The sequence below is a fragment of the Saccharopolyspora sp. NPDC045839 genome, from assembly GCF_056431645.1.
In genome coordinates, this window is record NZ_JBWKKH010000022.1 from 102,138 (window position 1) to 115,235 (window position 13,098).

The window sequence follows — 13,098 nt, forward strand, 5'->3', positions numbered from 1 at the left end:
CCATCCCCATCCGATGGCGGCGTGGTGGGGCGATGCGCCGGACGAGGACGCGCCTATTTCCGACGACCTTCGGGGCCGCTCCAGCGGACGGTCACGTCTTCGGGCATCACCTGAGGTCAAGGGGCTGCAGGAGCAAGTCTTGTCAGCCTGCCGTTGCGGCCGGCGAGTTCACCGAAAGGTGAACTCGCCGGTTTCGGTTTTGGGTCGGTTGTGTTCGCAATACGGTCGCATGCTTCCCGATCTTTTCACCGGGGTGTTCGTCGGTGTCACCTCCGGGCAGTGAAGCGTGCTCTGATGGCAGCCGGTCAGCGAAGAAAACAGGACTCCCACTCAGGGGAGACCGAATTTTCGGTAGGCCCGCTGACCAAGGGGACGAAGCAGTTGATCATCCCCGGAGCTGTCCGGACCGCGGGGTTCGCCAGGCCTGGAAGCCTGCGACCTCGAGGTGATCTCCCTGCCGGAGGAACTTCCACCGATCCCGGGCAAAGTCCGGCCACAAGCTGCCATCGGGCGCTCCACCTCAACGCTTGGTTCCGGGCTGGAACCGCGGTTCATGCTCTGACTGCACGAGCACATGTTCACGCATCTGCCAGAGCTACAGCCACTCCAGCTACCCCGGGATACGCGCATCGCCCTTCCCCAGCGCATCGAGAAATACCAGAAGGGAGGTGTGCCATCGGCGGCGATCGACTCGACCGGTGGTGTCAGGGCTGGGCGGACGCGTTGGAAGCGCCGGTCGGAGTTGACGAAGGTGCCGTCCTTCTCCAGGGGGAGGCGGCGGCGGGGAAGATGACGTCGGCCTGCTCGGTGGCGCGGGAGCGGAACATGTCGTGGCAGACGACGAATTCGCACGCGCCGAGTTCGGCGCGGACGTGACCGCTTTGCGTGATGTCTTCGCCGATGACGGAGAGGGCTCGCAGGTTTCCGGTGATCGCGGCGTCGAACATCTGCAAGATGCGCAGACCTGGACGTTCGGGCAGTCGATGTCCCCAGGGGGTGTTCGAAGCGGATGCGGGTCGGTCATGCGGCATGCCCAGCAACCACATCAACATCGCCCACCGCTCACCGACCACGTCCAATGCCGCGGCCAGCCCACAGTGTTGCCCGTACGATCGGCGGGCGGCTCTTGCGGGGCGCCGTTGCACGCCACCGTTTGACCCGACGGGACCGAGTCGCACCTCTCCGTGATCCGGTCATGTCAGCGGGGTGTCTCGGCATCGTGCGGAATGACCGGCGGGATCCCACCGAGCAGCCCCCGAGTGACGTTATTCGACGACCTGGCGGCGACCGTTGCAGTGGGAGTCGTTTCGGCGCAGCCTGCCGCACATGGGTTTTGCTTGGGCTGCGAAAGCACCCGGGGTAGTGCCGAGGACCCGGCGGAAGTGACGCGTGAGATGTGGCTGATCATGAAATCCGACCTCGGCAGCGACCTCAGCGGGCGGGCGCCCTGCCAGTAGCAGCCGCCGAGCGCGATCCACCCTGCGTCCTGTGACGTAACGGTGGGGAGCGATTCCGTATGCCTGGGAGAACGCCCGCATCAGGTGGCTCGGGTGCGTCCCGAGGATCTGGGCGGCCTCGGCGATGGTGAACGACTCCACCAGCCGGTCGTCGAGCATCATGCGCAGCCGGCGGGCCAGCGGCGCATCCCGTGTCGTCGGCGGCGGCGCGCCAAGGTAGGTCTGCACGATCTCGCGTAGCGCGAGAACGCCGCACTCCGCGGCCATCCCGTCTTCCGGAGAGCGCAATGCGGCATGGATGCCGACTACGGTGGACACTGCCTGGGAACCGCGAAGTGTGGGACTCGCAACGGCGGCATCGGCGGCACGAGCCGGCAGCCAAGCCTCCTCGAGGTAGAGGACACGTTTGCGGAAGGGCCTCCCGGCGACGGCCGAACGCCCATCATGTGGCACATGCGGTGGTAGGAGCGTGACCGACGCCGGCGTCGCGTGATGTGCGGTGCGGTCCAGCTCGTAGGCGACCGCGCCGACATCGATGATCATGACTGTCCAGGAATCGTGAGTGTGTGCTGGGTAGGCGTGCTGCTCGAACGTCGCGTGCAGGACCTCCTGCACTGCCGGCACATGCGGGTGCCACGCCCGCACCGAATCGAGCATGCATCAAACGTACAAGACCCCGGTGAGAGTGCTACGGATCGTGGAAGCATGCACGAGAACGCAAGAGAGCACGGTGTGCCTGCTTCTTTCCGTGACGGTGCACATGCCGCCCGGTGCCACCAGCAGGCAACGCGACGAGGTGTGCAAGCCATGCGCGAACGGCGTTCGCCGCCCCGCCGCCGCTCGGTACTCGACCTGTGGCGGCGGGCATGGATACGCCTCCATGCGTTCTACGCCATCCAAACCGAACTACACGAACGAATGTTCTTGCTCTTCCAGCCCTGGAAGGAAGACCTGCTGCACTGGTCCTACGACGGTCGCGACTGGCACCTACACGGACACGTTGCACCACCAGCCGACCGGCACCGCCACAGCACTACCGGCGACAACATGTGTCCCGGCTGCCGTTCCCGGTGACCGATCCGGGAACCTCGTCATGGTCACAACCCTGTCGTGATCAGGCGAGTTGCCACCACCGCTTCAATCCGCAAGGGAAGGGACTGTCAATTGGTAACGTCCAGCCACTCGATCACACGGCGAAGATGATCACATCAAACCCGCTCAACCTCAGGGCCGGCCCGGATCGCCACAGTCGATCACGAAACCTTGGACAGAGCCGACAAGGCTCTGGCACGGTTTCCGGACGTTGGAGCAGCACACGGGCCGGGAGTTGTTCACGAGGTCGCCGCGTGGTGTGGAGCCGACCCCGCTCGCGCACGAGCTGGCCGGGCAGATCGCGGGACCGCTGGACTCCCTGGCCGCCCTGGACGGGGCGTCGGCACAGGCTGAGCCGGTGCATCTGGCGGGGCCGTCGGAGCTGCTGTGCGTGCGGGTGCTGCCCGCGCTCGCTCCGCTGGTCACCGATGGGGTGCAGCTGCGGGTGACGCACGGTCTTCCCGAGCCGCTGCTGGAGGAGCTGCGCGCCGGCCGGCACGACCTGGTCATCACCACCCGCCGCCCGCGCGGGCGTGCCCTGGAATTGATTCCGCTGGCCGACGAGGAATACGTCCTGGTCGCCGCCCCAACCTGGGCCGAGCGCATCGGCGACGGCGCGGATCTGTGTGCGGCGTTGCGGGAAGTTCCGCTGGTCACCTATGCCGAGGACCTGCCGATCGTGCGCCGGTACTGGCGCACGATCTTTGGAAAGCAGCTCACCACCCGAGCCGCGCTGACCGTGCCCAACCTCTACGCGGTTCTCTCTGCGGTCAACTCCGGTGCGGGGTGCAGCGTGCTGCCGCGCTCGCTGTGCCAGGAACACCTCGATACCGGACGCCTTGTCCAGTTCCACGAGCCCGAGGAACCACCGCTGAACACCCTGTTCCTCGTGCAACGTCCGGGCGCCGAGGTCAACCCCGACGTGCTCCGCGTCCGCGACCGCCTCCAGCACATCGCACGTACCTGGTAGCCGCCGGGTTGCCGGTACGGGCGGCAACCCGGCGGTACCCGGCCGCAGATCAGCGCTTGGCGTGTTCTGTGTCCACTCGGGTGGTGATGCCTGTTTCGACGATGGTGCGGGTGGCTTCGACCGAGGCGTAGGTCCAGAGGATGCGCATCGGGGCGGTGTCGGAGGCGTTGCGGAAGCGGTGGGGGACTCCGGCGGCGACGTAGGTGGTGTCGAAGGTGGTGAGTTCGTGCTCCTCACCGTCGATTTCGACGACGGCGTCACCTTCGAGGATGACGACGCTTTCCGGGCAGTTGTGGGTGTGCAGCGGGATACCGGCGCCACCTTCGAAGAGGGTCTGGCCGTTGAGGAAGATCTCGGCTCCGCGCGCCTTGGTGACCAACGGGATGGTTCGGGCCCCGCCGCCGCGTGAGAAGGACTCCAGGCCGGCGGTGTGCAGGACGCACGGCGGGAAGGTGCCGCAGTTGGGGGTGGTTTCGGTGGACATGGTGCTCCTGTCTGGTTCCGGGGTGGTCAGTGCGCGACCCAGTAGGTGCGGACGTTGGTGAATTCGCGGATGCCGGCGGTGGCGAGTTCGCGGCCGTGGCCGCTGTGCTTGGTTCCGCCGAACGGGACGCGCGGGTCGGAGGCCACGACGGTGTTGACGAACGCGGCGCCGGAAGTGATTCGGCGGGCGACCGCGATCGCGCGGTCAGTGTCGGTGCTCCAGATGCTCAGGCCCAGGCCGTAGTCGCTGGAGTTGGCGAGCGCGACGAGCTCGTCGTCATCGGTGGCGGTGGCGATCGCGGCTACCGGGCCGAAGGTCTCCTCCTCGAAGGCGGTGACACCGGGGCCTGCACCTGCGAGAACGGTGGGCTGGTACCAGTTTCCGGGGCCGTCGACCGGCTCTCCGCCGGTGAGCAGCTGGGCGCCTTGGCCGATGGACTTCTCCACCTGGAGGTGCAGCTGGTCGCGCAGGTCGGCTCGTGCCATGGGGCCGACCTGCGTGCCGGGATTGGTGGGGTCTCCCACGGTGAGTGCGCGGGTTTTGTCGACGAACTGCCGGGTGAAATTCTCGGCGATGCTGTCGGCGACCAGGAAGCGCTTGGCGCAGACGCAGCTCTGCCCGGAGTTGGTGAAGCGCGCCTTGACCGCAGCGGTGGATGCAGCCTCGATGTCGGCGTCGTCGAGGACCACGAACGCGTCCGAACCACCGAGCTCCAGAACGGACTTCTTGACCGCGCGCCCCGCCAGCGCACCCACGGCGGCACCGGCCCGGTTGCTGCCGGTCAGCGTGACGGCGGCGATCCGCGGATCGGCGATGAGCTTCTCGCTGACGGCGGCGACTTCGGTTTCCGGGATGACGAGCGTGGTGAGCAGGTTGGGCCGGAAGCCCGCGCGCACGAGCAGCTGCTCGATGGCGATCGCGCTGCCGGTGACGTTGGGGGAATGCTTGAGCAGCACCGCGTTCCCGGCGGCCAGCGTCGGGATCGCGAAGCGCATGACCTGCCAGAACGGGAAGTTCCACGGCATGACCGCGTAGACCACGCCGATCGGCTCGTAGCCGATCCAGGCCCGGGCTCCGTCGATGTCGACCGGCTCGTCGGCCAGGATCTCCGGGGCTGTGCCGACGTAGTAGTCGGCGGTGACGGCGGACTTCTCGATCTCGCCGGCGGCCTCGGCCAGCGGCTTACCCATCTCACGGGTGATCAGGTCCGCGTACTCCGCGGAGTGCGCGCGCAGGGAGTCGGCGAGTTTCGCGAGCAGGGCAAGCCGGTCCTGAAGCGGGGTGGCTGCCCACTTCGCCGCTGCTTCGTGGGTGGCGGCGAGGGCCGCCTCGACGTGCTCGGCGTCGTGACCTGGGTAGGTGGCGATCTCGGCGCCGGTGGCCGGGTTGATGGTGGTGATCGTGGTGCTCATGAGGCCTCTCAACGAGGAGGGATCGGTTTCACGCGTGGTGGCGCAGGGTTTCGGCGAGGGTGTTGTTCTGGCTTCCGGGCACGACGTGCTCTGCGACGGCCTTGCGCCACTCGGCGAAGTGCGGCGTCGTCCGGTGCGCTTCCACCGCGGCCTGATCGGTGTAGAGCTCGTAGAAGACGAAGTGATGATCGTCGGCGGTGTCGACGTTGACGTCGAAGTAATGGCAGCCGGGTTCGTCGTGGAACGTGGAATGGGCGTTCTTGCTGATGGCCTCCAGGAACGCGTCCCGGTGGCCGGGCTTGACCCGCAGGGAGACGACGAGCGCGAGCATGGGTGACTCCTTGATCTCTCGGGTGATCGGTCAGTTAGCTTCGGGCATGGCCACGCCCGTGGAGGCGGCGAGTTCGCCGAGGTCCTGCCACGTCTTGGCCGGGAGCGTGATGCCGGCGGCGGAGTTGCGGGCGAGGTTGCGCTGCTCGATCTCGCCCGGCACGAAGATCTCCGGAACGCCCGAGGCGGTGGGGACGGCCTTCGTCTCGGCGACCAGGAATTCCATCCGGGAGGTGAACTCCTCCACGGGTTGCACGGCGGCGATGTCGACGACCATGAGGAAGTGCCCGCACCCGGACCGGCGCTCGGGGTCATATGGCCCGGCAACGTCGGCGCCGAAGGAGCTGCCGGTCAGGACACCCGCCAGGATGTCGAACATGAACGAGATCGCGTAACCCTTGTGGCCCGCCATGGGCAGGATCAGGCCGTCGACCGCTTCGCGCGGATCCGTGGTCGGCACGCCGTCGGCGTCTGCGGCCCAGCCTTCGGGAATCGGCTCGCCGCGCTCCTTCGCGAGGTAGATCTTGCCGCGCGCGACCGCGGTGTTGGCGATGTCCATTACGGCGGTGCCGTAGGAGCCGGCGGGCGCGGCGATTGACCACGGGTTGGTGCCGACGGACTTCTCCCGGCCGCCCCACGGGGCCATCGCCGGGCTGGCGTTGGTGGCCAGCAGGGCGAGGCACCCGGCGTCGGCGATCCGGCGGGTGAAGTACGCGGCCGTGCCGAAGTGGTTGGAGTCGCGAATTGCGATACCGGCGATCCCGTGCGCCTTCGCCCGGTCGACGCCCAGACTCGCCGCGCGGTCGGTGACGACCTGGCCGATGCTGTCCTGACCGTCGAGGACGACCAACGGGCCGGTGTCGGTAACGATCTCCGGTTCCCCGGCGGCGCGCATCGCACCGCTGCGCAGGCGGGCGACGTACCAGGGCAGTCGCAGCAGGCCATGTGAGGAATGGCCCCACAGCTCGGCGACGACGAGGCTGTCGGCAAGCAGCCGGGCGTCGTGTTCAGGAACGCCCAGCGTCCTGAGGACGCGCGTGCCGAACTCGGTCAACGCCGGCGCTTCGACCGTGCACGAGACCATCATCTTCCTCCTCAGAACTGTATTTCGGGCAGTATACAGAGCGGAGGGCGCGACGCCAGAGACTCGGGATTGTGAGCTAGGTCCGCGTGATCAGGCCGATGGCAGGATTTCGATGTCCACGCCGTCGGTTCCGGCGAGTGAGCTGGTCAGGCCGTCGATGATGGTCCTGAGGGTTTCGGCGAGGTGGTGCGAGAGTTCGCGCGCCGCGGCGTCCGGATCGCCGGCGAGGATCGCCTCGCACATCCGGCGGTGCTCGGAATGGGACCGGCGCATGCGGTCGCGAGCGTTGTGCGCGATACCCCGGAGTCGCGCGGACTGCCCGCGCCGGTCGGAGATGGTCGTGGCCAGGGGCTCGTTGTGGCAGGCGGTGATCACGGCCTGGTCGAACCGTTCGGCGAGGTCGTAGAAGCGGGTGGCGACGGTGTCCAACTCGGGTTCATCCGCGTTGAAATCCTCTGCGATGTCGGCGAATTCGCGATCGAGTGTGCGGAACGGGCCCAGGATGTCAGGGCGGGTGAGCCCGTCGAGGGCCACCATCCGGATGGCGGCCGGCTCGAGGATCATCCGGAACTCGAACAGTGCGCGGACGCCGCGCAACGAGATCGGTGCGACCTGCGCGACCTCGCCGGGGGTGAAGTTCACGAGGCCTTCGCGAGCCAGACGCCGGATCGCTTCGCGCACGGGGGTGCGGGAGGCGCCCACCTGCTCGGCGATGAGGACTTCGCTGAGCTTCGCTCCCGGGGCGAGCGCCCAGGCCTGGATCTGCTCCTTGAGCTGGGTGTACACCGCCTCGGTCTTGCCCTTGGTCACGTCAGCCTCTCTCCGCTCTGTGGGTGTTGCTCCGAACCTAGCAGCGCCGTGGGGTCTTGCCCCGCGGACCGGCCCGGTGTAGCTTCTGCTGCCATCGCTGTATACAGCACTGTACGTCGGCTTGTGCGTCGGCGGTGTTCGACCTCGCGCCGCGCCACGCGTGTTGCGTGACCGACCAGAGGAGCAAAGATGCTCGTCGTACTCGGCTTCACCATGATCACGGTCTTCATGTACCTGATCATGAGCAAGAGGCTGACCCCTGTCGTGGCCCTGATCCTGGTGCCGGTGGCCTTCGGCCTGCTGGCCGGAGCCGGGCTCGGCATGGGCGACATGATCATGGAGGCGTTCGAGGAACTCGCGCCGAACGCCGGACTGCTGTTCTTCGCGATCATCTTCTTCGGGATGATGATCGACGTGGGTCTGTTCGACCCCTTGATCCGGGCCATCCTTCGTTTCGCCGGGCATGATCCGATGAAGCTGGTCGTCGGCACGGCCCTGCTCACAAGCGTAGTCTCGCTCGACGGCGACGGTTCGACCACGTTCATCATCGTGACCTCGGCGTTCCTGCCGATCTATTTGCGTCTGGGGATGAGCCCCGTGACGCTGACGGTGGTCGCCGCGACCGCCAACGGGGTGCTCAACACCGTTCCGTGGGGCGGTTCGACCGTCCGTGCCGCCGCTGCCCTGGGCGTCTCGCCGGTCAGCATCTTCGTGCCCATGATCCCGGCGATCGCCGCCGGCATCGTCGTGGTCGTCGGCTTGGCCTACTTCCTCGGCCGCTCGGAGCGAAAGCGACTCGGCCTGGTCGGGCTCAGTGATGCGGAAGCCGAGGCCAAGCAGCCCGCCGCGGTCCACGCGGTCGGCTCGGGTGAACCCACGACCACGTCCACCAAGGCCGCCGGTGGTGCCGGCAGCAGTGGTATCGACGAGCACCTCGAACGCCCCCACGCGCGTCCGAAGCTGATCTGGGTCAACTTCGCGCTGACCCTGGCCATGATGACGATGCTGGTCGCCGACGTCGTCGAGCCGGTGGTCACCTTGATGGTGGCCTCGGCGATCGGTCTGGTCATCAACTTCCCGCGCGTCGCCGAGCAGGCTGACCAGGTAAAGGCGCACGCCTCCAGCGCCGTCTCGGTGGTCTCGCTGGTCTTCGCCGCCACGGTGCTCACCGGAGTGCTCTCGGGTACCGGCATGGTCGAGGCGATGGCCCAGTGGCTGGTCAGCATCATCCCCGACGCGCTCGGGCCCGCACTCCCGCTAATCGCTGGCGTGCTCAGCCTGCCGCTGACGTTCTTCATGTCCAACGACGCCTTCTTCTTCGGCGTACTACCGGTGCTCACCGAGACCGCCTCGCACTACGGCATCACCGCCGAGGAGATGGCCCGTGCCGCGATCATCGGCCAGCCGCTGCACACCTCCAGCCCGCTGGTGGCCTCCTTCCTCCTGCTCGTCGGGCTCGCCAAGGTCGAACTCGGCGACCACCAGCGCAAAGCCATCTGGCGCGCCAGCCTCACCGGACTCGTGATGCTGCTCGTCGGCGCAGCGGTCGGTGCCTATCCCTTCTTCTGATCCTCCCGATCGGTGAAAGAACAACGAACCTCAGGAGCAGGCATATGAGCATCGTGGTGTTCGCCATCGAATCCGCTCAAAGCGGTGCCGCGCTGGACTGGGCCATCGAGGCCCTCAACAGCGATGAAGACGAGCAGCTCCACATCGTCATCGGTGCCTCCGATATCCCAGCCCGGCCCCCGTACGTCTCGTCGGCCACCACCGAGCGGTTCACGGAACGGGCGCGCGAGCTGGGTGCGCGGAGCACCGTCCACTCAGCCGGCGACGACGCCGCGCAGTTCGTGCTGGACCTCGCCGACCGGGAATCCGCCCGGCTGATCGTGCTCGGGCTGCGCCGCCGGTCGGCGACCATGAAGATGCTGCTCGGCAGCTACGTGCAGTACATCCTGACCAACTCCGAACGGCCGGTGGTGTGCGTGCGATGACCGCCACAGTCTTCGTCGGCTGCCGGACCACCGCCGAGCGTGGTGGCCACGGATCGGGTCTGTCCACATGGGATATCGATCGATCCGGTGCGTGGCGCCACCGCGACACGATCACGCTCACCAATCCCTCCTTCCTCACCACGGAACCCACGGGCCGTCACCTCTACGCGGTGCACGGTGACGGCTCCACGGCCAGCTCGTTCGTCCTGGACGAGCAGGGCGTTCCGCGGCTGGTCAACACCGTCGACTGCGGCGGAGCCAACCCGGTCCACCTCACCGTCGTCGACGAGAACACCCTCGCCGTCGCCAACTACGCCAGCGGCACAGTCGCGTTCCTCGCCATCACCCCGGAGGGAGCGCTGGGCGAGGTGACGGCGTCCGTCGAACTGCGCGGATCACCGGGTCCGCACGCCGAGCAGACGGGATCGCATCCGCACCAGGTGCTCATGAGCCGCGAACGTGATCGGCTCTACATCCCTGACAAGGGCCTGGACACGATCTTCGATGTCTCCCTCGACCGGAGTGCGCCGGCTGTCGTGGCCGCCACCGCGACAGCTTCCGGTGCGGGACCGCGACACCTCGTCGAACACCCCGACCTGCCGATGGCCTACGTGGTCAACGAGCTGGCGAGTTCGGTGACCACCTACCGCACGGGACGGGATCTGGAGCCGCAGCAGACCGTGCCGACGGTTCCGGCGCGGACTCCGCCTACGAGCGGGGCCGCGATCGTCATCTCACCGGACGGGCGGTTCCTCTACGTCTCGAACCGGGGACACGACAGCGTGGCGCGGTTCGTCATCGAGCCGCGCACCGGCCTGCTCGAACCGGCCGGGTGGACTCCGTGCGGTGGGCATTTTCCCCGGTTCATGACGCTCGACCCGTCCGGCCGCCGCCTGCTGGTCGCCAACGAGCGCAGCGATTCGATCGTTCCCTTCGCCATCGATCCTGCCTCCGGCGACCTCGCGAAGTCCGGGCCCGTGATCGCCACCGGCAGTCCGGTGTGCGTCGAATTCGCCCGGGGGACCGAAGGAAGACTCACATGACACCCACGCAGATCGCGTCCTTTGTGGTGCTCGCCGCCATTCTCGCCGTCTCGATCCTCCGCAAGGTCAACATCGGAATCGCCGCCTTGGTCGCCACCCTGGCCCTGGCCACGGTGACCCACACCTCGGTCAAGGACACGTTGGAGGCCTTCCCGGCGAGTCTGGTGATCCTGATCGTCGGTGTCACGCTCCTGTTCGCCCACGCTGAGCGAAGTGGGGCCGTGAATTGGATGGTGGAGCGTGCCTTGCGGGCGATCGGGCCAAGGCATTGGCTCATCCCATGGCTCGGATTCGGGCTCGGCGCTGCGTTGTCCACGATCGGCGCGTTCCCGACCGCGCCGATCAGCCTCCTGCTGCCGATGCTGGCGCGGATCGCGCGCACCTACCGGCTCAACTACCTCATGATGGCGGTCATCTGCGTACTCGGATCCAACGCGGCCGGGCTCTCCCCGCTCAGCCCCGCCGGGGCGTTGCTGGAAACCCTCGCGCGCAACGCCAAGTTGACCTACGACCCGTGGAAGCTCTACGCGATCGTGATGGCGCTGCACGTCGTCGTCGCGGCCGGAATCTTCCTCGTGCAGGGCGGTGTCCGGTCGACCCGCGCTGTGGCGGCGCTGAGCGAGCAACGCACACCGGTGGCGGTGGCGGCCGGCGGCGGACACTCCACCGGTGCCGACAAACCGGGGCACGACCCGGCGGTCGGAAACGATGATCAGGAAGACCCCCAAACCCGGTTCTCACCTCGGTACAGGACGGCCTCGCTCGCCTCGCTCCTGCTGTTCGTCGTGATCACCGTGGTGTTCAAACTGGACGTCGGTCTGACCGCGATCGCGCTGGCATTCCTGCTCCAGATCGCGTTCCGGCCTCCCGAAGGAGAATTGATCAAGCGCGTTCCGTGGAACGTCGTGCTCCTGCTCGCAGGTCTGGTGATCTACCTGGATCTGTTGAACACGATCGGGACGCTGGCGAGCATCGAGCACGCGCTCGGCGGAATCGGAAGCCCGGCACTGCTGATCCTGGTCGTCTCCTACATCACCGGCTTGATCTCGAACATGGAGTCCTCCACCCTCGCCGTCCTGGGCGTGATGATCCCGGTCGCGCTGAGCGTCGCCGGCGGGTCACCGGACAGCGTCGTAGCGGTCATGGTCGCGGTGGTCATGTCGGCGGCCGTGGTGGTCATGAGCCCGCTGCACATCGCCGGCGCCTTGGTCATCGGCAACACACCCCACGACGATCAGCAATCGGTGTTCCGGCGCCTGCTGATCTGGTCGGCCGTGCTCACCGCAGTCGTCCCGGGCGCGGTCTCGCTGTATCCGATCCTGTTCGGCTGAGAACAGTGTGCGGGAGCGGGTCCGGTCCCGCTCGCGCAGGGCTCACGACCGCAGTCGGGGGAAGAGGGTTTCGGAGTTTCCTCGGTCGATGGCCGCGCGCAGTTCCTCGTCGAGCGAGTACTTCTGGTACGTGCGGTTGAGGAAGGTGACTGCGGGGGCGGGGGCGGGGGCGAAGGGGTAGTCGCTGCCGTAGGTGATGTGGGTGGGGTCGGCGACTTCGAGCAGGCTGGGCAGTGCGGCGGGGGAGGAGGACAGGGCGATGTCGTAGTAGAACTGCCGCAGCACGGCCAGTTCCTTGTCGGCCTGGCGGTCCTGGTTGAGCATCGCCCAGGCCTGCTGGGCCTTGTTCTTGGTGTTGAGCATGGTCAGCAGGATCCGGTAGGAGATGTAGGGCGCGAATCCGCCGGCGTGGGCGAGGATGAACTTGATGCCCGGGTAGCGGTTCATCGCGCCGGAGAGGATCAGGCTGATCGCGGTGCGGGTGGTGTCGAGCAGGAAGTCCGCGGTGGCACGAACGAAATCACGAATGACCTTGTGTGCCAGTACTTTCCGAAAAGCATCGATCTGTCCATCCGCAGCGCCGACGAGCTTCGTTACGTGGAGGATCGCCTCAACCACCGGCCCCGCAGGATCCTCGGCTGGCGCACCCTCTGCCGATGTCTTCACCGCTGCGCTGGCACTATAGACCGCCAGCAACGTTGCGACGGTCGCTGGAATCCGCCATCATTCCCCCGCTCAACATCTCACTGTGCGGCTGTCGCAGTAGCCAGGTAGTCACTCTCGGCGGCTTGTGGAAACCCGTGTCGGAGATTCTGTCAGCGACATTCAGACGGTGCCGAACCCCGGGAGGCCAACCGCGATCGACTGCCGGGACCTAGCTCGCGCGCCTTCTCGCACGTCGGCGGTCTCGGGCACGCAGTGTACGAATACCGCTGTCATGTCAGAGGCGTTGCGTTGGCCAAGGGCCCGTCTTGCCCGGGCGTTTCTGCATGTCAGGTGGCGGGCTCTCGGTGGGGCACCTTTGGCACTGGTGGTGCTTGGGGTCTAGGGAAGAACCGGGACGGATTGAACGGCAAGCCCTTGCTGCGGTC

The 13,098-nt window shown here is 67.1% G+C and carries 13 protein-coding genes; 5 read left to right on the forward strand and 8 right to left on the reverse strand.

The features are described from left to right. Positions 1–704: 704 nt before the first annotated feature. Positions 705–947: a hypothetical protein gene (locus AC07EQ_RS27460; RefSeq protein WP_478390749.1), complete on the reverse strand. Its 243-nt coding sequence runs from the start codon at positions 945–947 to the stop codon at positions 705–707. 318 nt (positions 948–1,265) lie between these two features. Next, positions 1,266–2,114 (reverse strand): helix-turn-helix transcriptional regulator, encoded by an 849-nt coding sequence (locus AC07EQ_RS27465; RefSeq protein WP_478390750.1) that lies wholly within the window; start codon positions 2,112–2,114, stop codon positions 1,266–1,268. A gap of 694 nt (positions 2,115–2,808) precedes the next feature. Between AC07EQ_RS27465 and AC07EQ_RS27470 the strand changes: the two genes are divergently transcribed. Continuing rightward, positions 2,809–3,519 carry a substrate-binding domain-containing protein gene (locus AC07EQ_RS27470; RefSeq protein ID WP_478390751.1) on the forward strand — a complete coding sequence of 237 codons (711 nt, stop codon included), beginning with the start codon at positions 2,809–2,811 and terminating at the stop codon, positions 3,517–3,519. A 49-nt stretch (positions 3,520–3,568) separates the two neighbouring features. On the opposite strand, the gene AC07EQ_RS27475 is transcribed toward AC07EQ_RS27470, so the two are convergent. The 5 genes from AC07EQ_RS27475 to AC07EQ_RS27495 all read right to left on the reverse strand — a co-directional run bounded on the left by AC07EQ_RS27475 (position 3,569) and on the right by AC07EQ_RS27495 (position 7,639). Next, entirely contained in the window at positions 3,569–4,003 is a 435-nt protein-coding gene (locus tag AC07EQ_RS27475) for a cupin domain-containing protein (protein ID WP_478390752.1), read from the reverse strand. 26 nt (positions 4,004–4,029) lie between these two features. Next, positions 4,030–5,415, reverse strand: a complete 1,386-nt coding sequence (locus AC07EQ_RS27480; protein WP_478390753.1) for an NAD-dependent succinate-semialdehyde dehydrogenase — start codon at positions 5,413–5,415, stop codon at positions 4,030–4,032. A gap of 28 nt (positions 5,416–5,443) precedes the next feature. Further along, positions 5,444–5,746: a putative quinol monooxygenase gene (locus AC07EQ_RS27485; RefSeq protein WP_478390754.1), complete on the reverse strand. Its 303-nt coding sequence runs from the start codon at positions 5,744–5,746 to the stop codon at positions 5,444–5,446. 30 nt (positions 5,747–5,776) lie between these two features. Next, positions 5,777–6,829, reverse strand: coding sequence for an Ldh family oxidoreductase (locus AC07EQ_RS27490; RefSeq protein ID WP_478390755.1), 1,053 nt, complete (start codon positions 6,827–6,829; stop codon positions 5,777–5,779). Between the two features lie 90 nt (positions 6,830–6,919). Then, positions 6,920–7,639 (reverse strand): GntR family transcriptional regulator, encoded by a 720-nt coding sequence (locus AC07EQ_RS27495; protein WP_478390756.1) that lies wholly within the window; start codon positions 7,637–7,639, stop codon positions 6,920–6,922. A gap of 189 nt (positions 7,640–7,828) precedes the next feature. Here AC07EQ_RS27495 and AC07EQ_RS27500 point away from each other — a divergent pair, with 189 nt between their 5' ends. Genes AC07EQ_RS27500 through AC07EQ_RS27515 form a run of 4 tightly spaced genes read left to right on the forward strand, consistent with a single transcriptional unit; the run spans position 7,829 to position 12,007 of the window. After that, positions 7,829–9,208: a CitMHS family transporter gene (locus AC07EQ_RS27500; protein WP_478390757.1), complete on the forward strand. Its 1,380-nt coding sequence runs from the start codon at positions 7,829–7,831 to the stop codon at positions 9,206–9,208. A gap of 44 nt (positions 9,209–9,252) precedes the next feature. Further along, the gene (locus tag AC07EQ_RS27505) at positions 9,253–9,633 is read left to right on the forward strand and encodes a universal stress protein (RefSeq protein ID WP_478390758.1); all 381 of its coding nucleotides are present in this window, start codon (positions 9,253–9,255) and stop codon (positions 9,631–9,633) included. Beyond that, complete coding sequence (locus tag AC07EQ_RS27510) at positions 9,630–10,676, forward strand: lactonase family protein (RefSeq protein WP_478390759.1); 1,047 nt, start codon at positions 9,630–9,632, stop codon at positions 10,674–10,676. The genes AC07EQ_RS27505 and AC07EQ_RS27510 overlap by 4 nt, the downstream gene beginning before the upstream one ends. Then, positions 10,673–12,007 carry an SLC13 family permease gene (locus AC07EQ_RS27515; RefSeq protein ID WP_478390760.1) on the forward strand — a complete coding sequence of 445 codons (1,335 nt, stop codon included), beginning with the start codon at positions 10,673–10,675 and terminating at the stop codon, positions 12,005–12,007. Before AC07EQ_RS27510 ends, AC07EQ_RS27515 begins: the two co-directional genes overlap by 4 nt. Before the next feature lie 42 nt (positions 12,008–12,049). Here the strand turns inward: AC07EQ_RS27515 and AC07EQ_RS27520 are convergent, their stop codons facing one another. Next, entirely contained in the window at positions 12,050–12,703 is a 654-nt protein-coding gene (locus tag AC07EQ_RS27520; protein WP_478390761.1) for an amidohydrolase family protein, read from the reverse strand. Positions 12,704–13,098 lie beyond the last annotated feature (395 nt).